The following is a 23,404-nucleotide window of genomic DNA, read 5'->3' as shown; positions in this document are numbered from 1 at the left end:
CTCCGCGTGGGAATGCAGCTCTGGACGCTCCGCGTCCGCCCTTAAAATCGTGACGCGGAGCGTCACAGGATACGCTCCCACGCAGAGCGTGGGAGCGATCTTCGTCGGCGGTTTTCCGCTCATCCCCCTTGATTCATCAGCAATTTTCCGCTCAAAAATTTCCGCAAACCCTTCTAGACCGGGCCTTCATCAGCTTGGCACAGCTCCTGCTATAGCCCAGCCAGGCTGCGCTACCGCGCGCTCCACAAAAACAATTAGATGAAGGATCCTTAAATGGATAACTCCAACTCCCTGCCTCTGGGGTCGGCGACTGCGCCGGCAAAAGGACGCACCACCTCCAGCCGTATCAGGTCGATCTTCAGCGGATCGGTCGGCAACATGGTCGAGTGGTACGACTGGTACGTCTACGCGGCTTTCTCCCTGTATTTCGCCAAGACCTTTTTCCCGAAAGGCGACACCACCGCCCAACTCCTGAACACCGCCGCGATCTTCGCCGTGGGCTTCCTGATGCGCCCGATCGGTGGCTGGCTGATGGGCCTGTACGCCGACAAGGTCGGGCGTAAAAAGGCCTTGATGGCGTCGGTCTACCTGATGTGCTTCGGCTCGCTGCTGATTGCCCTGAGCCCGGGCTATGAAGCCATTGGTATCGGTGCGCCGATCCTGCTGGTATTCGCCCGTTTGCTGCAGGGCCTGTCGGTCGGCGGTGAATACGGCACCTCCGCCACTTACCTCAGCGAGATGGCGACCAAGGAACGTCGGGGCTTCTACTCCAGCTTCCAGTACGTGACCCTGATCTCCGGCCAGCTCATCGCCCTGGCGGTATTGATCGTGCTGCAACAATTGCTGACCACCGAACAGCTGTACGACTGGGGCTGGCGTATCCCGTTCGCCATCGGCGCCCTGTGCGCGGTAGTGGCGCTGTACCTGCGTCGTGGCATGGAAGAAACCGAGTCGTTCACCAAGAAAGAAAAGGCCAAGGAAAGCGCAATGCGCACCTTGATGCGCCACCCCAAGGAACTGATGACCGTGGTTGGCCTGACCATGGGCGGCACCCTGGCGTTCTACACCTACACCACCTACATGCAGAAATACCTGGTGAACACCGTCGGCATGAGCATCTCCGACTCCACCACCATTTCGGCGGCCACGCTGTTCCTGTTCATGTGCCTGCAACCCATCATCGGCGGGCTGTCGGACAAGGTTGGCCGCCGGCCGATCCTGATCGCCTTCGGCGTCCTCGGCACCCTGTTCACCGTGCCGATCCTCACCACCCTGCACACCATCCAGACCTGGTGGGGCGCGTTCTTCCTGATCATGGCGGCGCTGATCATCGTCAGCGGCTACACCTCGATCAACGCCGTGGTGAAGGCCGAATTGTTCCCCACCGAAATCCGCGCCCTGGGTGTTGGCTTGCCCTATGCGCTGACCGTGTCGATCTTCGGCGGCACCGCTGAATATATCGCGCTGTGGTTCAAGAGCATTGGCATGGAAACCGGTTACTACTGGTACGTCACCGCGTGTATTGCGGTGTCGCTGTTGGTGTATGTGACCATGAAGGACACCCGCAAGCATTCGCGGATTACTACGGACTAAGGGTTCTGCCAGGATAAAAAAGGGGCTGTGTCAGTGTATGACACAGCCCCTTTTTCATTGGCGAACACGCCACCTGAGTGCACTATGATGCCCTTCCCCGAACCACCAGCAGGAACCCCGGCCCATGTCCGACGATATTCATTTCTACGAACCCGCCAACGGCCACGGCCTGCCCCATGACCCGTTCAATGCGATCGTCGGCCCGCGCCCGATTGGCTGGATTTCGTCACACGACAGCCAGGGCCGCCTGAACCTGGCGCCCTACAGTTTCTTTAACGCGTTCAACTACATTCCGCCGATCATTGGGTTTTCCAGTGTCGGGCGCAAAGACAGCCTGAACAACATCGAACAGACTGGCGAATTCGTGTGGAACCTGGCTACCCGCCCGCTGGCCGAGCAGATGAACCAGAGCTGCGCGCCGGTATCGCCCGAGGTCAACGAGTTTGAATTGTCGGGCCTGACGCCGGTGGCTTCAAAGGTGATCGCCGTGCCTCGCGTAGCCGAAAGCCCGGTATCGTTCGAGTGCAAGGTGACGCAGATCATTCAGCTGCAGCGCGCAGACAAGGAGCTGGTGCCAAGCTGGTTGGTGCTCGGCGAGGTGGTCGCGGTGCATATCGCCAAATGGCTGCTGAAAGACGGGGTGTACGACACGGCTGCCGCCCAGCCGATCCTGCGTGGAGGTGGCCCGGCGGATTATTTTCAGTTGGGGCCGGAAGCGCTGTTCAAAATGTACCGCCCAGGCGCCGCGAAACGCTGATTGGAATGCGATAAAAATGTGGGAGCGGGCTTGCTCGCGAAGGGGGCGTATCAGTCAATGCATATGCCAACTGATCCACCGCATTCGCGAGCAAGCCCGCTCCCACACAAGCCCGCTCCCAGATTTGGATCAGCGGTGTTTTTAGTTGGCGGAAGTTGCCCAAGAGAGCTGACCGTCTTCATCTACATCGACCAAGCGCTCCAGTTGCAGCGCTGCGGCATCGTCGGCGTCGGAGGCAGTCTTGAACGTCTGTCCATCGAGGATCTTGTGAAAGCGCGGTGCGCCCATGCCATCCAGCGCCTTGACGGCGATGGCGGCGCTATAGCCACCCTCTTCTTCACGCACCAAGGCGGAAACGGCTTCGTGGTGGGCAAACTCTTTACGTGCCATGTTGCAGGTCCTGGCCAATGGGAAAGGCGGCCATTCTAAAGCACTAGCCCGCCAGTTGCAGGTACTCGCCATAGGCATTGGCCGCCGAGGCGTCGGTAAAGGTCTGGAAGTCCATGCTGCGAACCACCATGTCATTCAACAACTCGGTGAAGACCATCAGCGCCGGCGAGCTGAAGTAGGCACTCATCGCCTGCTCGCTGCTCCAGAAGCCCGACACCAACCACACATCCGGGTCGGCCAGGGAGTGCTGCAACGAGAATTGCAGGCAACCCTGAGCCTGGCGGCCCGGTTCGATCAAACTGCTCAAGCGTGCACCCAGTTCGGTGCTGTACCCGGTACGGGCACGGATAAAGGCCATATGGCTCGCGGGAATGGGGGTGGACATGTTCGACTCTCCCGTTGAGAAGTGATGCTCGGCAAGCACTGTGAGGGCGTGTTGCCACAGGATCAAAGATACGGGCGCGGGTATGGATGCGGTTAGTCAATTCCTGCTGGCTTATTGCACAATCCTGCGAGATACGTAGATATAGCAATCGGCCTGCGAAGTTTATTCCCGGCATGACTGCCGTATTTCAGGGGCATGACAGGCCCCGGCTTGCCTGATTCACGATTTTTCGCAGGATCAGGCAAGGATTGTGCAGAATCGAAATACCGCTTTTTGCAAAGCCGCCCTTAAGCTGTGCCCATCGTCAAAGCACCAGAGGATGTCCCATGTCGTCGCCCGAACTTCGCTCCAAACCCCTCGACGCCGATATGGAAAAGCAGCGCGCAGAACTCGCCGGCATCGTTCGCCGGCATACCTGGGAGGATGGTTCCTACGGCACGGCGATCACGTCGCTGTATCTCAACCGTCATAACTCCCCGCGTGAATTCACGCCGGTGCTGGTGGAACCCGCACTGTGCATCCTCGCCCAGGGTCGCAAGGAAGTGCGTTTGGCGGATGAAGTCTTCGCCTATGACCCGCTCAATTACCTGGTGTTTTCGGTAGCGATGCCGGTGGCCGGGCGCATCCTTGATGCCACGCCGGAAGACCCCAACCTGTCGATTCGGGTGAATATCGACCCGGCACAGATCACCGCACTGATTGCCGAAGCCGGGCCGATGGGCGTGCCCCCGCGCCCGACCTCCCGAGGGATGTATGTCGACCGTCTGGACAACCAGCTACTGGACGCCGTGCTGCGCCTGACCCGATTGCTCGACACACCGAAAGACATCGCAATGCTCGCGCCGCTGATCAATCGGGAAATTCTCTATCGCCTGTTGCGCGGTCCACAGGGTTATCGGCTGTATGAAATCGCCGTCGCCAACAGTCAGAGCCATCGGGTGAGCCAGGCGATCACCTGGTTGAACGGCAACTACGAACAGCCCCTGCGCATTGATGACCTGGCCAAGGAAGTGAACCTCAGCGTCTCGACCTTGCACCACCGCTTCAAGGCGATGACCGCCATGAGCCCGCTGCAGTACCAAAAACAGTTGCGCTTGCAGGAGGCTCGGCGGTTGATGATCGCCGAGGGCCTGGAAGCCTCGGCGGCGGGGTATCGGGTGGGCTATGAGAGCCCATCGCAGTTCAGCCGCGAATACAGCCGGCTGTTTGGTGCGCCGCCGTTGCGGGATCTGGCCAGGTTGCGCCAGAGCGTCTAACCACGGTTATAACGCCGGATACTAATAATGTGGCGAGGGCGCTTGCTCCCGTTGGACTGCGCAGCAGTCCCATCTTTTGGGGCCGCTTCGCGCCCCAACGGGAGCAAGCTCCCTCGCCACAAGTACTCAATCAGCTGCGGTATTGGTGGCGTTCAATCCAGGCCACGAGGCAGTTGCAAGGTCACCCGCAAACCGCCCTCCCGCAGATTCTGCAAACTCACTTCACCGCCATGGCTGTGGGCAATGTTGCGGGCGATGCCCAGGCCCAGGCCGTAACCCTGTTGCTGCCCGGCCAGGCGGAAGTGCGGTTCGAAGACCTGCTCCAGGCGCTGTTCCGGCACGCCCGGGCCTTCGTCGTCGACGTGGAGGATGAACTCCGCGCCATCGTCTTCAATGTGCAAATGGGCGTTCTGCCCGTACTTCAGGGCGTTGTCGATCAGGTTGCCGATACAGCGCTTGAGCGCCAGCGGCTTGCCCGGGTACGTCGTAAGTGCCCGACCATGTTGGGTCACGCGCCCATTGCCGTTGGGCGCCAGGTACGGCTCCACCAGGCAGTCGAGTACGTGGTTGAGGTCCACCGGTTCGATGTTTTCGTGAATGTCGGTGTCTTTCACACACTGCAACGCGCCTTTGACCAGCAACTCCAGTTCATCCAGGTCGCGGCCGAACTTGGTTTGCAGGTTCTCGTCTTCCAGCAATTCCACCCGCAACCGCAGGCGTGTGATGGGTGTGCGCAGGTCGTGGGAAATGGCGCTGAACAGCTGGCTGCGTTCGGTCAGGTAACGGCTGATGCGTTCGCGCATGGCATTGAACGCGCGGCCTACTTCCACCACTTCGCTGCCGCCGCCTTCGGCCACCGGCTCCACGTCGGCGCCCAGGGACATGTCCCGCGCCGCCCTCGCCAGGCGCTTGAGTGGGCGGCTTTGCCAGTGCACCAACAGGCCGATAAACAGCAGCAGGAAGCCGCTGGTGAGCACGATAAACCACACCTGCTGGTATGGCAGGCCTTGTTCTTCGAGGCTGGTATAGGGTTCGGGCAGCAAGGAGGCAATGTAGAGCCATTCGCCCTGGGCCAGCTGGATCTGGGTGACCAACACCGGCGGATTCACCGGTTCCAGGGTCAACGCGTAATGCGCCCAGGAACGCGGCAATTCATCGAGTTTCAAGCCGGCGTTGAAGATGCGCAGGTCTTCGGCGCTGACGAACTCCACCGAAACATGCACGTCGCTGCCCAGGGTCTGGCGCAACACTTCTTCGACAGCACCGAGCACTGCATGCTTGCGCGGGGTTTCCGGCAATACCGCCATGTCCAGGGGCTTGTCGTTGAGCGTCACCACAAACCGGGTACCGCCCATGCTGCGCAACTGGTCCAGTACCAACGGCCGGAAGGCCACCGGCAACGAGCGGAAATAACTGACGCTGGCGGTCATCGAATGCGCCAGGCTGCGGGCGGCGGTTACCAGGCCTTCAAGCTGGGTAGCGCGCAATTGCGAGACCCAGATCACGCTGGACAACGCCTGGGCAAACAGCACCGCCAACAGGGTCAGCAGTAACATCCGCCCCAGCAGCGAACGCGGTACCGGGATGCGCCGGCGCAGTTCACGCAGGCGCTCAGTGGGCATTGCCGGCAACCACGCTGGCTGCCAATTGATAGCCACTGCCGCGCACGGTGCGGATCAGCCGGGGTGGTTTTTCGGTGTCGCGCAGGCGTTGGCGCAGACGGCTGACGGCCATGTCGACAATCCGGTCCAGGGGCATCAGGTCGCGGCCACGGGTGGCGTTGCCGATGGTGTCGCGGTCGAGGATTTGCTGGGGGTGGTCGAGGAACAGTTTGAGCAGGGCAAAATCGGCGCCGGAAAGAATCACTTCCTCGCCGTCGACGTGGAACAGCCGGTGGCTGACCATGTCCAGGCGCCACTCGCCAAACACCAGCACCTCGCCGCCGCTGCGCTCCTGGCCAAACTGGCAGCGCCGCAACAAGGCCTTGATACGGGCCTGCAACTCACGGGGGCTGAAGGGTTTGCCGATGTAATCGTCGGCACCCAGCTCCAGGCCGATGACGCGGTCGGCTTCGTCGGAACTGGCGGTGAGCATGATGATCGGCACCTGGGCCTGGCGCGGGTGCTGGCGGATCCAGCGGCAAAGGCTGAAACCGTCTTCGTCCGGCAGCATCACATCAAGGATCACCAGGTCGCACGGGGCTTCGTTCATCGCCTGGCGGAACCCCGCGCCATCCGGCACGCCGCGCACCTGGAAACCGGCGCGGCTGAGGTAGGTTTGCAGCAACTCGCGGATTTCCTGGTCGTCGTCGACCAGGAGAATGGATTTACTGATTACGCTCACGGGGTCCTCCTTGTTGTTATGGCCAAGCTTAAGTCATTTGTTGCCCTTGAGGCCGCCTTCGCGAGCAAGCCCGCTCCCACATTCGACCTCATTCATCCAGTTGGAATGGGATTGAATGTGGGAGCGGGCTTGCTCGCAAAGAGGCCATCACTGCCTACGCAAATGCCTGCTCAAGCGCCACACCAGCACCTGTCAACCCTGAATACGGTGCCGTCACCAGCCACACCGGAATGCCTTTGAAGTAGTCGCTCATGCAGCCCTTGTCGCCAAAACTCCTGGCAAAACCACTCTTGATAAAGAAATCGGCAAAGCGCGGGATCACCCCACCCACGATGTACACGCCACCACGACCGCCGGTGGTCAGCACGTTGTTACCGGCAACGCGGCCCAGCCAGATACTGAACTGGTCCAGCACTTCCAGGGCTATCGGGTCACCCGCCAGGCCAGCGGCAGTGATGGCTTCGGGAGTTTCCAGAACCGCCTCGTGACCGTCCACCGCGCAGATCGCCCGGTACAACCTGGGCAAACCGCCACCGCTCAAGGCAGTTTCAGCGCTGACATGGCCGATCTCATTGTAGATGTGCTGCCACAGCTGGGCTTCACGCGGGCTGCTCACGGGCAGGTCGACATGGCCGCCCTCCCCCGGCAATGCCGCCCAACGGCCATGGCCGAGGTCGAGCAAGGTGCCGACGCCCAGGCCAGTGCCCGGGCCAATCACCACCGCAGGGCGCAACGGCTCCGGCGTGCCTTCGCACACCACGCGGAATTCGTCGGGCTTCAGGCGGGTCATGCCCAGGGCCATGGCCGAGAAATCATTCACCAGCAGCAGCTCGTCCACCTGCAAGGTCTTGCAGAACGCAGTCTTGCTCAGGCGCCAGTGATTGTTGGTGAATTTAAATTCATCGCCACTCACCGGCCCCGCGACCGACAGGCACACCGCGCCAATCGAGCCGATGGCCAGGCCTTCTTCCTTCAGATAGACCTGGATCGCCTCCTCCGGGCTGGCATGATCCGCCGTCGCATGGACGCGGATCGAATGCAGCTCCTGATCCCGCCACAACGCAAAACGGGCGTTGGTACCACCGATATCACCGACCAGCGCTAGCTTCACTTAAGTGTCTCCAAGGCAGAGGTAAAGGCGCTGGCGCCCTGCTCTGCGGAGCTTGCAGCCAAACGCATAAACGCAAACAACTCGCGACCGGCCCCCACGTTATTGCCCAGAAGGCCCGTGGCAGGCGCGCGCGCGGCAAATTCTTCGGCGTCCACCTTAAGCTCCAAGGTGCCTTTGACGCCATCCACGCGAATGATATCGCCATCGCGCACACGTGCCAGTGGCCCGCCGCTCTGGGCTTCGGGGTTGACGTGAATCGCGGCGGGAATCTTACCCGACGCGCCGGACATGCGCCCGTCTGTTACCAACGCCACTTTGAAGCCACGATCCTGCAACACGCCGAGGAACGGGGTCATCTTGTGCAATTCCGGCATGCCGTTGGAGCGCGGGCCCTGGAAACGCATCACTGCAACAAAGTCTTTTTCCAACTCACCGGCCTTGAACGCGTCGGCCAGGTCTTGCTGGTCCTGGAACACCACGGCCGGGGCTTCGACGATTTGATGTTCGAGGGCCACGGCGGAGACCTTCATCACACCCCGGCCGAGGTTGCCTTCCATTACCCGCAGGCCGCCTTCCGGAGAAAACGCACGGGCCACGGGACGCAGGATGGTTTCGTCGAGGCTTTCAATCGGGCCTTCACGCCATACCAGCTCGCCGTCCACCAGAAACGGTTCCTGGGTGTAGCGGCTCAGGCCATGACCGGCCACGGTGTTGACGTCGTTGTGCAGCAGGCCGGCTTCCAGCAGTTCGCGGATCAGGAACGACATGCCTCCCGCCGCCTGGAAGTGGTTGATGTCGGCCTTGCCGTTTGGATACACGTGGGAGAGGGTCGGCACCACCTCGGAGAGGTCGGCCATGTCATCCCAGGTCAAGATGATGCCCGCCGACATGGCGATGGCCGGCATGTGCAGGGTGTGGTTGGTGGACCCGCCAGTGGCGTTGAGGGCGATGATGGAGTTGACGATGGATTTCTCGTCGACGATCTCGCCGATCGGCGTGAAGCTGCCGTTGGCCTTGGTCAGGCGCGTGACCTGGTGCGCGGCTTCGCGGGTCAGGGCGTCACGCAGCGGCGTGTACGGGTTGACGAACGAGGCGCCCGGCAGGTGCAGGCCCATGACTTCCATCAGCAACTGGTTGGTGTTGGCGGTGCCGTAGAAGGTGCAGGTGCCCGGGCTGTGGTAGGACTTCATCTCCGATTCCAGCAGCTCTTCGCGGGTGGCCTTGCCTTCGGCGTAGCGCTGGCGCACGTCGGCTTTCTGTTTGTTGGAGATCCCCGACGGCATCGGGCCGCCCGGTACGAAGATCATCGGCAGGTGGCCGTAGCGCAGGGCGCCCATCATCAGGCCGGGGACGATCTTGTCGCAGATACCCAGCATCAGCGCGGCGTCGAACATGTTGTGGGACAGCGCTACCGCCGTGGACATGGCAATCACTTCGCGGCTCAGCAGGCTGAGCTCCATGCCTGGCTCGCCCTGGGTCACGCCGTCGCACATGGCGGGGGTACCGCCGGCGAACTGCCCAACAGAGCCGACTTCACGCAGGGCCTTTTTGATTTGCTCGGGGAAATGTTCGTATGGCTGGTGGGCCGACAGCATGTCGTTATATGACGAAACAATTGCCACGTTGGCGGCGTTCATCATGCGCAGGCTGTTTTTGTCTTCGGTGCCACACCCGGCCACGCCGTGGGCAAAGTTGGCGCATTGCAGCTTGCCGCGCATCGGGCCGTCGCTGGCAGCGCCGCGAATGAGCGCAAGGTATGCCTCACGGGTTGCACGGCTGCGGGCGATAAGCCGTTCGGTGACCTCAAGTACGCGGGGATGCATGTATAGAACTCCAGGCTAACGGATGTGGCGACCTGAGTGTCTATGCTGGTCAAAAGCCCGCCGCGAAGAGGTTGGCAGGGTGTTGCTTGACCAATCGGACCAGTTGATTCAGGTCACTCGTTGTAGATTGAACAAAATATTGCCACTAAAAAGGCTTGTTTTCTATTTTTATGCGAATAATCTTGTAATTCTTACAACAAATCGACGACAGGCACCTTCCAATGACTCTACGTATCGCTATCAATGGTTTTGGCCGTATTGGCCGTAATGTCCTGCGCGCACTTTATACCCAAGGCTACCGTCAGGATTTGCAGATCGTCGCCATCAACGATCTCGGCGACAGCTCGATCAATGCCCACCTGCTTAAATACGACACCGTCCACGGTACTTTCGACGCAGAGGTCGCTCATGATCAGGAAAGCCTGACCGTGAATGGTGACCGGATTGCCGTGAGTGCCATTCGCAACCCGGCCGACCTGCCGTGGGCTGCGCACAAGGTGGACGTGGTGTTCGAATGCACCGGTCTGTTCACCGACCGTGACAAGGCCGCCGCCCATATTACCGCCGGCGCGCGCAAGGTAATCATCTCGGCCCCGGCCAAGGGCGCCGATGCCACCGTGGTGTACGGGGTAAACCATGACATTTTGCGTCAATCCCACCAGATCATCTCCAACGCTTCCTGCACCACCAACTGCCTGGCGCCCGTGGCCCAGGTGCTGCACCGCGAGCTGGGCATCGAAAGCGGCTTGATGACCACCATCCACGCCTACACCAACGACCAGAACCTGACCGACGTCTACCACACCGACCCGTACCGCGCGCGCTCGGCCACCCAGAACATGATCCCGAGCAAGACCGGCGCTGCCGAAGCCGTGGGCCTGGTGCTGCCGGAACTGGCAGGCAAGCTGACCGGCATGGCCGTGCGTGTACCGGTGATCAACGTGTCGCTGGTGGACCTCACCGTGCAACTGAAAAAAGAAGCCAGTGCCGAGCAGGTCAACGCGCTGCTGAAAGAAGCCAGCCAGCACTCGAAAATCCTCGGCTACAACACCCTGCCGCTGGTTTCCAGCGACTTCAACCATAACCCGCTGTCGTCGATCTTCGACGCCAATCACACCAAGGTCAGCGGCAAACTGCTGAAAGTGCTGGCCTGGTACGACAACGAGTGGGGCTTCTCGAACCGCATGCTGGATAACTGCCTGGCGCTGTGCAACGCCGAGTAATGCTCGGCCTGTAGGAGCGAGCTTGCTCGCGAAAAACGCAAAACCACCGCGTTTATTCAGGATGCCAGCGATATCGTTGACGCCCTTCGCGAGCAAGCTCGCTCCTACAGTAATCCAAAGTGCCACTTGCCATTTACGTTGATGATAAGCATTATCATTCGCTGCAAATCGGTCTGGTATCACTGTGAGCCAATCTCGTTTCAACCAAGTCTTCCTCACCCAGCGGGTGATTTTGCTGCGCACCTTGCAGCGGATGGTGAATAACCACAGCACCGCCGAGGACCTGTTGCAGGAAACCTACCTGCGCGTTACCCGGGCCCTGAGCGAGCGGCCGATCGACCACCTCGAACCCTTTGTCTACCAGACGGCGCGCAACCTGGCGCTGGACCACCTGCGCGCCCGCAGGATTCAGGCCCGCACCCTGCAGGAAGATGTCCCGCTGGACGTTCTGCAAAGCGTCGCCTCCCCCGTCAGCACCCCCGAAGACGCGACACAGGCCGAGCAATTGCTCGAGCACCTGAGTGTCAGCCTCGGCCAGTTGAGCGCCCGCCAGCAGCAGATATTCATCCTCAGCCGCCTGCACGGTTGCAGCTATCAGGAGATCGCCGACAAGCTCGACGTGTCCCTGAGCACCGTGCAGAAGGAACTGAAACTGATCATGGCCATCTGCATAGGTGTGGCCGAAAGACTGGATCGCCCTTAAGCTTTAGCGGCACAGTCTGTAGGACTCTTGATTAAAACGTGGCGAAGACCCGAGGAACACCGTGACGGAACCGAATCAACGGCACCCCCATGAGCTGGCTCATGAGGTGTTGCAAGACGCGGCCATGGACCAAGCCCTCGACTGGCTGATCGCCTTGCAGTGCCCGCAACCTGGGCAGCAAGCGGAATTTGAAGCCTGGCTCGCCAACGACCCGTTAAACGCCGAAGCCTTCATCAAGGCCCAGACTGCCTGGAGCGGAGCGCCCGTTCACAGCGCTGCCGTCGCCCTGAATGCGCCACGCAAACCCAGCGCCTGGCGCCGTATCAAACCGCACTGGAAGCCCCTGGCCACTGCCGCCGTGTTGCTGCTGGGCCTGTTCAGCTTCAGCAACCTGCCTATGCGCCTGCAGGCCGACCATCTGACCGTGGTGGGCGAGCGCCAGCGCCTGCAGTTGGACGATGGCTCGAAAGTGTTGCTCAACACCAATTCAGCCTTCTCCAGCAGCATCAAGGACCACCAGCGCATCGCCCGCCTGTATCAGGGCGAGGCGTTTTTCGAAGTGCTGCCCAGCCGTGGCCTGCCCCTGGAAATCGACGCCGGCCCGGTGCGCGCCAGCGTGAGGGACACCTCTTTCGCGGTGCGCTACTTGAACGGTGAAGCCCAGGTTCAGGTACAGCGCGGTGATGTCGACCTGAGCAACACGTTTGACGACGCGCGGGTGCGCCTGAGCGCCGGTGAAAGTATCCGCATCGGGCCCAAGGGCTTCGGCCAACCGGCCAAGCTCGACACCACCAAGGACCTGGCCTGGGTCGACGGCCGGCTGATCTTCGAAAACTGCCCGATGAGCGAAGTGCTCGCCGAATTGCGTCGCTACTACCCCGGCTGGATCGTCAACAACAACGACAGGCTGGCCAGCGTGGCCGTCACCGGCAATTACCGGCTCGACCAGCCGCTCGACGTGGTGCGCTCCCTGGCCCACATCACCTCGGCCAAGCTCTCGGAATACCCGGCGCTGGTGATCCTGAACTAAATGAGAATTATTTTTACTCGATAGCCAGCGACGATACGTCTCGTTATAGCCAATGCAACTGATTCCTATTTGATTCAGTGCGCAACTATAAGATTCGTACCTTCCGGAGCGCTCTCGATGTCGTCTCGTTTCAACCGCCGGTCCTCTTCGCCCGTTCGCCGCCAGGGCTTGTCGCTGCTGACGGCTGCAATCCTGTTGGCCGGTGCGCCCGTCATGGCCGCCACCGCCGCCGAGCCTGCCAGCCGCAGCCAGGGCAATTACAGCTTCAGCATCGAGCAGCAATCCCTGGTCTCGGCGCTGAACGCCTTCACCGCGGTGACCGGCTGGCAAGTCGGCCTGCCGGCAGAACTGGGCCAGGGTGTGTCGTCCCCTGGCGTGCGCGGCTCATTGCCGGCGGATAAAGCCCTGGACCGGCTGTTGGTGGGGACCAACCTGGGTTATCGCAAACTGGGCAACAACAACATCGTGCTGGAAAAACGCGTCGCCGTCGGCGCCATCACCTTGCAACAGATGACCATCAGTGCCACCCGCCAGGAACAGGCCGTGGACAGCGTGCCCAGCACCGTGACCGTGCACGACCGCGAAGAACTGGACCGCCAGAACGTCAACACCATCCGTGAACTGGTGCGTTATGAGCCAGGTGTTTCGGTGGGCGGTGCCGGCACCCGCTCCGGCAATGCTGGCTACAACATTCGCGGGATCGACGGCGACCGTATCCTGACCCAGGTGGACGGCGTCGAGGTGCCGGACAACTTCTTCAACGGCCCCTACGCCAAGACCCGCCGCAACTACGTCGACCCGGAAATCGTCAAGCGCGTGGAAATCCTGCGCGGCCCGGCCTCGGCCTTGTACGGCAGCAGCGCCATCGGCGGCGCGGTGAGCTACTTTACCCTCGACCCCAACGACATCATCAAGCCCGGGCAGGACTACGGCGCACGCCTGAAGACCGGCTACAGCTCCGCCGATGAGAGCTGGCTGACCTCCGGCACCGTCGCCGGTCGCGTGCAGGACTTCGACGGCTTGCTGCACCTGAGCCAGCGCAACGGTCACGAGATGGAATCCTACGACGGCAATAACGCCACCGGCCTGGCGCGCACCGGCGCCAACCCGGAAGATGCGCGCACCACCAACGTGCTGGCCAAACTGGGCTGGAACTACGGCGAAGAGAACCGCCTGGGCCTGACCTACGAGAAGTTCAAGGACGATCGCGACACCAACCTGAAAAACGCAGTGGGTGGCCCGTTTGTCGGTGGCCAGGGCTTCAACTTCTACCGCGGCCGCACGGGCAACGACACCATCACCCGAGAACGCTTCGGCATCGAAAACAAGTTCGCCCTCGACTCGCCGATTGCCGATCACATCAAGACCAGCCTCAACTACCAGATCGCCAAGACCGAACAGACCACCGCAGAAATCTACCAGCCATCGCGCAAGGTATTGCGCACCCGCGAGACCCTGTACGAAGAGAAACAGTGGGTATTCGACGCGCAGTTGGACAAGGCTTTCAGCATCGGCGAAACCGACCATGTCGTGACCTACGGCACCACCCTCAAGCAGCAGAAAGTCACCGGTTCCCGTGAGGGCGCCGCGACCTGCCTGGCGGTCGGCGCAGGCTGCACCGCCATCGGTGCACCAAGCCCGTCGGCCGCCGACAGCGTGAAAAAAGCCAGCGACTTCCCCGACCCGACCATCAACTCCTACGCGCTGTTTGCCCAGGACCAGATTGCCTGGGACAAGTGGACCTTCCTGCCCAGCGTACGGTACGACTACATCCAGCTCAAACCCAAGCTGACCCAGGAATTCCTCAATACCGTTGACCCGACACGCATCTACGACCACAGCGATTCGGAAAAGAACTGGCACCGTGTAACGCCAAAATTCGGCATCACTTATGCCCTGACCGAGCAATACACCTGGTTCGGCCAATACGCCGAAGGCTATCGCACGCCATCGGCCAAGGCCTTGTATGGCCGCTTTGAAAACCTGCAGCAGGGCTACACCGTCGAACCCAACCCGGACCTCAAGCCGGAAAGCAGCCGGGGTGTCGAAACCGGGATTCGCGGCAACTTCGACTCGGGCTCGTTTGATGTGGCGGTGTACTACAACAAGTACCGTGATTTCATCGACGAAGATGCCTCGGTTGCCGGTGGCACCGTCCAGCAGTTCGAAGCCAACAACATCAAGCACGCCACCATCAAGGGCGTGGAGGCCAAGGGCCGCTTGAGCCTCGACGCATTCGGCGCACCGCAGGGCCTGTATACCCAAGGCTCGATTGCCTACACCTACGGGCGCAATGACGACAACGGCGAACCGTTGAACAGCGTCAACCCGCTCAAGGGCGTGTTCGGCCTGGGCTATGACCAGCAGAACTACGGTGCCCTGGTCAGCTGGACCCTGGTCAAGAAACAGGACCGCGTCGACAGCACCACCTTCTTCGCCCCTGACGGCAACAGCGCCAACGGCCCGTTCAAGACCCCGGGTTTTGGCATCGTCGACCTGACCGGCTTCTACAAGGTCACCAACGACGTGACCATCAACGGCGGCCTGTACAACCTGACGGACAAGAAATACTGGAACTGGGATGACGTGCGCAGCTACGACAGCGTCGGCGAAGCCGGTGTGACCGGCCCGGCCAACCTCGACCGCCTGACCCAGCCGGGCCGCAACTTTGCGATCAATCTGATCTGGGACATCTGATCCATGGAGCCTCACCCCGGCGCGATTTAATCTGCGCCGGGGTGAGGATTTTTTACTGTGACGCGTCTTCTGGTTCGTCTAGTTCATAACAGCCTGGCAACCAGACGCTTTCTCTTCTCAAGGACTCCCCGATGACCGCCTCCCCTACCGCAGAACGTGCAGCCCTGCGCTCCCAGCGCCTGAACCAGATCACCAACGAACCGCACACCAAGCTCGATGCGTTGGTGAAGGCCCATGCACCGTTTGAAACCCAGGCCAACTTCGCCCGCTTCGTGGTCGCGCAATACCTGTTCCAGTCGGAGCTGGTGGCGCTGTACAACGATGCAGAGTTGATCAAGATCGTCCCTGACCTCGCCGAACGCTGCCGTGCCGAAGCGGCCAAGCTGGACCTGGGCGACCTGGACACCGAAGTACCGGCACCGGTGGCCGGCGCGGTGAAAAACCCGAGCAAGGCCGAAGCGCTGGGCTGGCTGTTCGTGTCCGAAGGCTCCAAGCTGGGCGCCGCGTTCCTGATCAAGCGTGCCGTGGGCCTGGGTTTGAGCGAAACCTTCGGTGCCCGTCACCTGGGCGAGCCTGCGGGGGGTCGCGCTGAAGGCTGGAAGCGCTTCACCCGCACCCTCGACGCACTGGAATTCACCGCTGAAGAAGAAGCCGAAGTGGAGAAAGGCGCGATTGATGCGTTCGTGCGCTTCACCGTGTTGCTGGAACAGGCGTACGCTAGCGCCCCTGAACTGGCCTGATTCCCTGATTGGAATGCAATCAAATGTGGGAGCGGGCTTGCTCGCGAATGCCGTGGTTCAGTCACCAGATATATTGACTGAACCACCGCATTCGCGAGCAAGCCCGCTCCCACATTTTGATCCGGTTTCACTTTGAATCCTTCGTAAATCCATCCATGCAAACCGCACCCATGACCGGCAAAACTCAATCCTCATCCAAAATCGCCCGCGTCCTGTTCGGCCTGCTGGCCTACGTCAGCCTGGGCATCGGCTTGATTGCGATTGTGGTACCGGGCTTGCCCACCACCGAGTTCATCCTGCTGGCCGCCTGGGCCGCCACCAAAAGCTCGCCGCGCCTGAGTGCCTGGCTGGAAAACCACCGGCTGTTCGGGCCGATCCTGTTCAATTGGCGCAATGGCAGGATCATCGCCCGCCGGGCCAAAGTCAGCGCCACCGTGAGCATGCTGCTGTGCGCCGGCCTGATGCTGGTGATGCTCGACCACGGCTGGCCGATCTACCTGGCCATCGCCGGAATGAGCATGGGCAACCTGTGGATCTGGTCGCGACCGGAACGTCTCCCGCAACCCACCTGACACCCTGACTACCGCTCATCGGCTCCCGCTCATGAACTGCCGGCCCAAGCCGATGTTCCGGGCATAGCGCCGAATGGACTCGCGTGAGCTTGCATACTAATAAGTCCATTCGCGGGTACTTCTATGTTCGACACCCTCTCCATTCGCTTGAAAATCGTGCTGTTGTCCGGTCTGTGCCTGCTGGGGGTGATCGCCCTGGTGGTCGGCATGAACCTGTACCAGACCAACCAGAACGACGAACTCATCAGCGATTCAAGCTCGCGAATGCTCACCGACAGTGTGCAGAACCTGCTGCAGGCCAAGGCCGCCGAGCAAGCGGTGCAACTGCAAAAAACCTTCGGTGAAAGCCTGTTGGTGGTGACGGCCCTGGCCGACCAGATCAAGGACCTGCGCACTCTGGCCGGCAAGCGCTCGTTGGATGCCGGGGCCCTGCGTGAAGAACTCAACCACAGCCTGAAAACCGCCTTCGACCGCAACACCAAGGTGCTCGGCATCTGGCTGTCGTTCGAGCCCAACGCCCTCGATGGCAAAGACAGTGAATTCGTCAATGATGCCGCCCGTGTGTCCAACGAAAAAGGCCGCTTTTCCAGCTACTGGAGCCGCGCCGGCGGTGAAGGCCTGAACACCGTGATGGTCGAGGATGACCTGACCAAGACCACCCTCAACCTCAGCGGCACGCCCTACAACATCTGGTACACCTGCCCACGAGACACAAAAAACACCTGCCTGCTGGACCCGTATGAAGACACCGTGGCCGGCAAGCCGGTGTTGATGACCACCATTTCCCTGCCGCTGCTGGTCGACGGCAAAGTGATCGGCGTGGTCGGTGTGGACCTCGCCCTCAATGCCCTGCAAGCGGCGACCGATGCGGCGCAAAAAGAACTGTTCAACGGCGCCGGAATTCTCGAAATACTGTCCGGTAACGGCTTGATCGCCGGCTACAGCGGCGAGCCGGCCAAAGTCGGCAAAAACCTGGTGGACACCCTCGGTGCCGAAGGCAAAGAGATCGTGCAACTGCTGGCCAGCGATACCCGCAAGATCCGCGAGGAAGACGGCACGATTCGCGCCGTGTACCCGGTCAAACCGATTGCCGACGCCAAATCCTGGGGCGTGGTGATCAAACTGCCCAAACAAGTGCTGCTGGCAGACTCGCTCAAACTCCAGGCGGTGCTCGACAAGGCCCAGGCCAGTGGCACCGTCAAGGCGTTGCTGGTAGGCGCAGCCGCCGGGCTGCTGGGCCTGTTGCTGATCTGGCTGACCGCCACCGGCGTGACCCGGCCGATCAACAGCGTGGCCGCCATGCTCAAGGAAATCGCCAGCGGCGACGGCGACCTCACCCAGCGCCTGGCCTACGGTAAAAAAGATGAACTGGGGGAACTGGTGAACTGGTTCAACCGCTTCCTCGACAAGCTGCAGCCGACCATCGCGCAGATCAAGCAAAGCATCACCGAAGCCCGTGGCACCGCCGACCAGTCCTCGGCAATCGCGCGCCAGACCAGCGAAGGCATGCAGGTGCAGTTCCGTGAGATCGACCAGGTGGCCACCGCCTCGAATGAAATGAGCGCCACCGCCCACGACGTGGCCAACAGCGCCTCCAACGCCGCCAGCGCGGCCCGCGGCGCCGACCAGTCAGCCCGCGAAGGCATGCAGATCATTGAACGCAGCACCCGCGACATCACCACCCTGGCCGAAGAAGTCAGCAAGGCCGTGACCGAAGTCGAAGCCCTGGCGGTGAACAGCGAGCAGATCGGCTCGGTACTGGAAGTGATCCGCAGCATCGCCGAACAGACCAACCTGCTGGCCCTGAACGCTGCGATTGAAGCGGCGCGAGCCGGGGAAAGCGGGCGCGGTTTTGCGGTGGTGGCCGACGAGGTGCGCAACCTGGCCAAGCGTACCCAGGACTCGGTGGAGGAGATTCGCCTGGTGATCGAGCGCATCCAGACCGGCACCCGTGGAGTGGTGGCGACCATGCATTCGAGCCAGAGCCAGGCGCAGAACAACGCCGGGCAGATTCATCAGGCAGTACAGGCCCTGGGCAAGATCAGCGATGCAGTGACGGTGATCAGCGACATGAACCTGCAAATCGCCAGCGCCGCCGAGCAGCAAAGTGCGGTGGCCGAGGAGGTCAACCGCAACGTCTCGGCGATCCGCACAGTGACAGAAACCCTGACCGGCCAGGCCACCGAATCGGCGGCCATCAGCAGCCAGCTCAATGCCCTGGCCAGCCAGCAGATGAAGCTGATGGATCAGTTTCGGGTTTGACCCGGGCTTGAAGCCAGTAAGCACCCAATGTGGGAGCGGGCTTGCCCGCGAATACGGTGGATCAGTCGGTATATGTATTGACTGACACACCGCATTCGCGAGCAAGCCCGCTCCCACACAAGCCCGTCCACATTTAGAGTCGCGGTGCCTTATTGACCCGTCCAGGCCGCCACAAACGGCGCCAGGTCTTCTTTCGGGGCCGTACGCGGCGGGTTTTGTGGGGTGCCCAGGTAGAGGAAGCCAATCACTTCCTCATCCGCCTTCAGCCCGAGGCCTTTGGCGACATGGGCCGAGTACGACAACTCACCGGTGCGCCACACCGCGCCGATCCCCTGGGCGTACGCCGCCAGCAGAATCCCGTGAGCCGCACAGGCCGCCGCCAGCAGCTGCTCGGATTTTGGCACTTTGAAATGTTCTTGCAGGCGGGCAATCACCACCACCACCAACGGCGCCCGCAGCGGGCCGTTCTGCGCCTTGTCGATCGCGGCCTGGGGCGCGTCGGCGTCCTGCAGGCGGGCGGCTTCGGCCAGCAGGGTGCCCATGCGCTCACGTGCCGCACCCTCCACCGTCAGGAAGCGCCAAGGGCGCAGTTGGCCGTGGTCGGGCGCGCGCATGGCAGCGGCGAACAGCAGGTCGCGCTGCTCCTGGGTCGGTGCCGGGTCCAGCAGTCGCGGCACGGAAACACGGTTGAGCAAAGCGTCGAGAGCCTGCATTGGCCACCTCCAGAGAAAAATGTGCGGTCATTCTAGCGGGAATGAATCGGATACCACCAAACGATAATTGCTCTTATTCAATCCGCCCTGCCCTGTTAGACTTTGCGGCCTTATTTTCAGCCTACGTTCAGGAAGACTGATGTCCCGTTCGCCCCTTCGCCTGTCTGCACTGTTGATGGCCTTGAGCCTGAGTGCCTGCGATGACGCCCCGCGATTCACCAAGGCCGAGCCTGGTGAAGCGCGTGCCGGTGGCGCGACCACGGTGAAGAAGACCGACCAGAACGCCTTCTCCCTGCCCTCGGCCAACCTGTCGCCCACCCGGCGCCTGGACTTCAGCGTCGGCAACAGTTTCTTTCGCAGCCCCTGGGTGATTGCCCCGTCCACCACCACTGCCCGCGACGGGCTGGGCCCGCTGTTCAATACCAATGCCTGCCAGAACTGCCATATCAAGGATGGCCGTGGGCATCCGCCATTGCCCGATGCGCCCAACGCGGTGTCGATGCTGGTACGCCTGTCGATTCCCGATGCACCGCCCTATGCGAAGGTCATCGAGCAACTGGGTGTAGTCCCCGAACCGGTCTACGGTGGGCAATTGCAGGACATGGCCGTGCCCGGCGTCGCCCCGGAGGGCAAGGTGCGGGTCGACTACACGCCGGTCAACGTCCGCTTCAAGGACGGCACCGTGGTCGAATTGCGCAAGCCTGCCCTGCAAATCACCCAGCTCGGTTATGGGCCGATGCACCCCGACACGCGCTTCTCGGCGCGGGTTGCACCGCCGATGATCGGCCTGGGGCTGCTCGAAGCGATCCCCGACGCCGACATCCTGCGCAACACCGACCCGAAAACCGCCGACAAGGAAGCCATCGTCGGGCGGGCGAATTGGGTCTGGGACGACGCGCAACACAAGACCGTGCTCGGTCGATTTGGCTGGAAAGCCGGGCAACCGAACCTCAATCAACAAAATGTTCACGCGTTCTCTGGTGATATGGGCCTGACCACCTCCCTGAGACCGTTCGATGACTGCACCGATGCACAAGTGGCCTGCAAACAGGCGCCCAACGGCAATGGCCCGGATGGCGAGCCTGAGGTCAGCGACAACATCCTGCGCCTGGTGCTGTTCTACACCCGCAACCTGGCCGTCCCCGCCCGCCGCGACGTCAACGCACCGCAAGTGCTGGCCGGGAAAAACCTGTTCTACCAGGCCGGTTGCCAGGGCTGCCACACCCCGCAATTCACCACGGCGCCCACCGCCGCCGAACCTGAATTGGCTAACCAGTTGATTCGCCCCTACAGCGACTTGCTGCTGCACGACATGGGCGACGGCCTCGCCGACAACCGCAGCGAATTCAAAGCCAGTGGCCGCGACTGGCGCACGCCGCCGTTGTGGGGCATTGGCCTGACGCAAGCCGTCAGTGGCCACACCCAGTTCTTGCATGACGGCCGCGCCCGCAACCTGATGGAGGCCGTGCTGTGGCACGGCGGTGAAGCCCAGGCGGCGCAGCAGCATGTGTTGTCGTTCAATGCCGAGCAGCGCGCCGCGTTGCTGGCATTTCTGAATTCTTTATAAGCTTTGTCCTAATTACAGAAGGGAGCTCGACATGTTCCGTCCCAAGTTGTTGTTCACCAGCCTGGCCGCCCTCGCCCTCGGTGCGTGCTCGCCCCAGGATCCGCAAGCGGTGACCTCGGCGGCCATCGCCAAGCAAGTGATCCTGCCGACCTACAGCCGCTGGGTTGAAGCCGACCGCCAACTGGCCGTCAGCGCCCTGGCCTACTGCCAGGGCAAGGAAAGCCTGGAGACCGCCCGCGCCGACTTCCTGCACGCGCAAAAGGCCTGGGCCGAGTTGCAACCGCTGCTGATCGGCCCGCTGGCCGAGGGCAACCGCTCGTGGCAGGTGCAGTTCTGGCCGGACAAGAAAAACCTGGTGGGTCGTCAAGTCGAGCAACTGGTGACCGCCCAACCACAGATCGACGCCGCCGCCCTGGCCAAATCCAGCGTCGTGGTGCAGGGCCTGTCGGCCTACGAATACATCCTCTACGACGCCAAGACCGATCTGGCGGACGAGACGCAAAAAGCTCGCTACTGCCCGTTGCTGGTAGCCATCGGCGAGCGCCAGAAACTGCTGGCCGAAGAAATCCTGTCGAGCTGGAACAGCACCGACGGCATGCTGGCGCAGATGACCAAGTTTCCTAACCAGCGCTACGCCGATTCCCACGAAGCCATCGCCGACCTGCTGCGGGTTCAAGTGACTGCGCTGGACACCCTGAAGAAAAAACTCGGCACCCCGATGGGCCGCCAGACCAAGGGCATCCCGCAACCGTTCCAGGCCGATGCGTGGCGCAGCCAGTCGTCCCTGCAAAGCCTGGAAGCCAGCCTGGCTGCCGCCCAGACCGTCTGGGTCGGCGTCGACAACAAAGGCCTGCGCGGCCTGTTGCCTGCCGATCAAAAGCCCCTGGCTGACAAGATCGACGCCGCGTATGCCGCCTCCCTGAAACTCTTCGCCAGCAACCAGCGTACGCTGAATGAAATGCTGGCCGACGATGCCGGGCGCCAGCAACTCAACGATATCTACGACAGCCTCAACGTCGTCCACCGCCTGCACGAAGGCGAGCTGGCCAAGGCGCTGGGCATCCAACTGGGCTTTAACGCCAACGACGGTGACTGATGATGCTCAGGCGACAGGCTTTGGCCCTCGGCAGCGTGCTGCTCAGTGCGATCACTTTGGGCGGCTGGACGCTGTTCAAGCAGAAGGGCAAAAGCCCGCTGCTGCTCTCGGCGCGGGATGACAGTGATGGCAGGCACTACGCCGTCGGCTTTCGCCTGGACGGCAAGCAGGTATTTGCCACCGAGGTCGGCCAGCGCTGCCACGACATCATCAACCACCCGACGCTGCCGATTGCGCTGTTTGTCGCCCGCCGGCCGGGCACCGAGAGTTACCTGATCGACTTGCGGGACGGGGCGCTGCTGCAAACCATCACCTCCAAGGCCAATCGCCACTTTTACGGGCATGCGGTGGTGCACAAGGATGGCGAGTGGTTGTATGCCACAGAGAACGACACGTCTGACCCGGGTCGCGGTTTGCTGGGTGTGTACCGGTTCGAGGGTGAGCGGCTGGTGCACACCGGGGAGATTTCTACCCATGGGATCGGGCCGCACCAGGTGTCGTGGATGCCTGATGGCGAGACGCTGGTGGTGGCTAATGGCGGGATTCGTACCGAGGCGGAGAGCCGGGTCGAGATGAACCTGAATGCCATGGAGCCGAGCCTGGTCCTGATGAAGCGCGACGGGACGCTGTTGAGCAAGGAGACCCTGAGCCAGCAGATGAACAGTGTGCGGCATATGGGGATTGCCAGCGACGGGACGATCCTCGCGGGGCAGCAATTCATGGGGCCTTCCCATGAGCGTTCGGAGTTGCTGGCGATCAAGCGGCCGGGGCAGGCGTTTGTGGCGTTTCCGGTGGCGGATGAGCAGTTGCAGGCCATGGGGCATTACACGGCCAGTGTGGCGGTGCACAGCGAGTTGCGGCTGGTGGCGTTGACGGCGCCACGGGGGAATCGATTCTTTATCTGGAACATGGACAGCGCGCAGTTGCTGCTGGACGGGCCGTTGCCGGATTGTGCCGGGGTGGGTGCGGTGGCTGATGGGTTTGTGGTGACTTCCGGGCAGGGCCGTTGCCGGTTTTACGATTGCCGGCAGGTGCCGTTGGTGGGCAAGCCGCTGGAATTGCCGGCGGGGCTTTGGGATAACCATCTGCATCTGGTTTGATTGGGGGGCATATCCGTTGCTGCGGTAACGGCGGCTTATGGTT

At 61.7% G+C, this 23,404-nt stretch carries 20 protein-coding genes and 1 pseudogene; 14 read left to right on the top strand and 7 right to left on the bottom strand.

Annotated features, from left to right (window positions below):
- Nucleotides 1-273: 273 nt before the first annotated feature.
- Together HX839_RS19570 and HX839_RS19565 are read left to right on the top strand one after the other, a co-directional pair.
- On the top strand, nt 274-1,593 hold the full coding sequence (locus tag HX839_RS19570) for an MFS transporter (RefSeq protein ID WP_003214136.1): 1,320 nt from the start codon (nt 274-276) through the stop codon (nt 1,591-1,593).
- A gap of 124 nt (nt 1,594-1,717) precedes the next feature.
- Nucleotides 1,718-2,350 carry a flavin reductase family protein gene (locus HX839_RS19565; RefSeq protein WP_177067565.1) on the top strand — a complete coding sequence of 211 codons (633 nt, stop codon included), beginning with the start codon at nt 1,718-1,720 and terminating at the stop codon, nt 2,348-2,350.
- Nucleotides 2,351-2,491: 141 nt separating this feature from the next.
- Here HX839_RS19565 and HX839_RS19560 read toward each other — a convergent pair whose 3' ends face one another.
- Nucleotides 2,492-2,740: a hypothetical protein gene (locus HX839_RS19560; protein ID WP_003214132.1), complete on the bottom strand. Its 249-nt coding sequence runs from the start codon at nt 2,738-2,740 to the stop codon at nt 2,492-2,494.
- Between the two features lie 43 nt (nt 2,741-2,783).
- A complete protein-coding gene (locus HX839_RS19555; RefSeq protein ID WP_003214130.1) occupies nt 2,784-3,125 on the bottom strand; it encodes an antibiotic biosynthesis monooxygenase family protein in 342 nt (113 codons plus the stop codon).
- 326 nt (nt 3,126-3,451) lie between these two features.
- Here HX839_RS19555 and HX839_RS19550 point away from each other — a divergent pair, with 326 nt between their 5' ends.
- Nucleotides 3,452-4,381: an AraC family transcriptional regulator gene (locus HX839_RS19550; protein WP_177067564.1), complete on the top strand. Its 930-nt coding sequence runs from the start codon at nt 3,452-3,454 to the stop codon at nt 4,379-4,381.
- 152 nt (nt 4,382-4,533) lie between these two features.
- Here the strand turns inward: HX839_RS19550 and HX839_RS19545 are convergent, their stop codons facing one another.
- The 4 genes from HX839_RS19545 to edd form a co-directional block, all read right to left on the bottom strand.
- Nucleotides 4,534-6,003, bottom strand: coding sequence for an ATP-binding protein (locus HX839_RS19545; RefSeq protein ID WP_087694634.1), 1,470 nt, complete (start codon nt 6,001-6,003; stop codon nt 4,534-4,536).
- Nucleotides 5,993-6,724 carry a response regulator gene (locus tag HX839_RS19540; RefSeq protein WP_003214124.1) on the bottom strand — a complete coding sequence of 244 codons (732 nt, stop codon included), beginning with the start codon at nt 6,722-6,724 and terminating at the stop codon, nt 5,993-5,995. Before HX839_RS19540 ends, HX839_RS19545 begins: the two co-directional genes overlap by 11 nt.
- Nucleotides 6,725-6,878: 154 nt before the next feature.
- The gene (locus tag HX839_RS19535; RefSeq protein ID WP_003214122.1) at nt 6,879-7,835 is read right to left on the bottom strand and encodes a glucokinase; all 957 of its coding nucleotides are present in this window, start codon (nt 7,833-7,835) and stop codon (nt 6,879-6,881) included.
- Entirely contained in the window at nt 7,832-9,658 is a 1,827-nt protein-coding gene (edd, locus tag HX839_RS19530; protein ID WP_003214119.1) for a phosphogluconate dehydratase, read from the bottom strand. The genes HX839_RS19535 and edd overlap by 4 nt, the downstream gene beginning before the upstream one ends.
- Nucleotides 9,659-9,879: 221 nt before the next feature.
- Between edd and gap the strand changes: the two genes are divergently transcribed.
- The 8 genes and pseudogenes from gap to HX839_RS31895 all read left to right on the top strand — a co-directional run bounded on the left by gap (nt 9,880) and on the right by HX839_RS31895 (nt 18,885).
- The gene (gap, locus tag HX839_RS19525; protein WP_003214117.1) at nt 9,880-10,881 is read left to right on the top strand and encodes a type I glyceraldehyde-3-phosphate dehydrogenase; all 1,002 of its coding nucleotides are present in this window, start codon (nt 9,880-9,882) and stop codon (nt 10,879-10,881) included.
- A 184-nt stretch (nt 10,882-11,065) separates the two neighbouring features.
- Nucleotides 11,066-11,584: an RNA polymerase sigma factor gene (locus tag HX839_RS19520; protein WP_003214115.1), complete on the top strand. Its 519-nt coding sequence runs from the start codon at nt 11,066-11,068 to the stop codon at nt 11,582-11,584.
- Between the two features lie 61 nt (nt 11,585-11,645).
- The gene (locus HX839_RS19515; RefSeq protein ID WP_032899418.1) at nt 11,646-12,614 is read left to right on the top strand and encodes a FecR domain-containing protein; all 969 of its coding nucleotides are present in this window, start codon (nt 11,646-11,648) and stop codon (nt 12,612-12,614) included.
- Nucleotides 12,615-12,731: 117 nt separating this feature from the next.
- The gene (locus tag HX839_RS19510) at nt 12,732-15,311 is read left to right on the top strand and encodes a TonB-dependent receptor (protein ID WP_177067563.1); all 2,580 of its coding nucleotides are present in this window, start codon (nt 12,732-12,734) and stop codon (nt 15,309-15,311) included.
- A 131-nt stretch (nt 15,312-15,442) separates the two neighbouring features.
- A complete protein-coding gene (locus tag HX839_RS19505; protein WP_003214109.1) occupies nt 15,443-16,051 on the top strand; it encodes a biliverdin-producing heme oxygenase in 609 nt (202 codons plus the stop codon).
- Nucleotides 16,052-16,221: 170 nt separating this feature from the next.
- Nucleotides 16,222-16,623, top strand: coding sequence for a YbaN family protein (locus HX839_RS19500; protein ID WP_003214107.1), 402 nt, complete (start codon nt 16,222-16,224; stop codon nt 16,621-16,623).
- A 123-nt stretch (nt 16,624-16,746) separates the two neighbouring features.
- A pseudogene (locus HX839_RS31900) lies at nt 16,747-18,027 on the top strand (HAMP domain-containing protein); the annotation flags it as partial.
- A gap of 102 nt (nt 18,028-18,129) precedes the next feature.
- The gene (locus HX839_RS31895) at nt 18,130-18,885 is read left to right on the top strand and encodes a methyl-accepting chemotaxis protein (RefSeq protein ID WP_371132077.1); all 756 of its coding nucleotides are present in this window, start codon (nt 18,130-18,132) and stop codon (nt 18,883-18,885) included.
- A 149-nt stretch (nt 18,886-19,034) separates the two neighbouring features.
- Here the strand turns inward: HX839_RS31895 and HX839_RS19490 are convergent, their stop codons facing one another.
- Nucleotides 19,035-19,598, bottom strand: a complete 564-nt coding sequence (locus HX839_RS19490) for an NAD(P)H nitroreductase (RefSeq protein ID WP_003214103.1) — start codon at nt 19,596-19,598, stop codon at nt 19,035-19,037.
- A gap of 139 nt (nt 19,599-19,737) precedes the next feature.
- Between HX839_RS19490 and HX839_RS19485 the strand changes: the two genes are divergently transcribed.
- Genes HX839_RS19485 through HX839_RS19475 form a run of 3 tightly spaced genes read left to right on the top strand, consistent with a single transcriptional unit; the run spans nt 19,738 to nt 23,361 of the window.
- On the top strand, nt 19,738-21,165 hold the full coding sequence (locus HX839_RS19485) for a di-heme oxidoredictase family protein (RefSeq protein WP_177067562.1): 1,428 nt from the start codon (nt 19,738-19,740) through the stop codon (nt 21,163-21,165).
- 31 nt (nt 21,166-21,196) lie between these two features.
- Nucleotides 21,197-22,261, top strand: a complete 1,065-nt coding sequence (locus HX839_RS19480) for an imelysin family protein (RefSeq protein WP_102606236.1) — start codon at nt 21,197-21,199, stop codon at nt 22,259-22,261.
- A 2-nt stretch (nt 22,262-22,263) separates the two neighbouring features.
- Nucleotides 22,264-23,361 carry a DUF1513 domain-containing protein gene (locus HX839_RS19475; RefSeq protein WP_003214098.1) on the top strand — a complete coding sequence of 366 codons (1,098 nt, stop codon included), beginning with the start codon at nt 22,264-22,266 and terminating at the stop codon, nt 23,359-23,361.
- Nucleotides 23,362-23,404: the final 43 nt, after the last annotated feature.

The organism is Pseudomonas sp. I8001 (assembly GCF_013385345.1).
Lineage (GTDB): Bacteria > Pseudomonadota > Gammaproteobacteria > Pseudomonadales > Pseudomonadaceae > Aquipseudomonas.
This window is presented reverse-complemented; position numbering and strand designations above follow the sequence as displayed.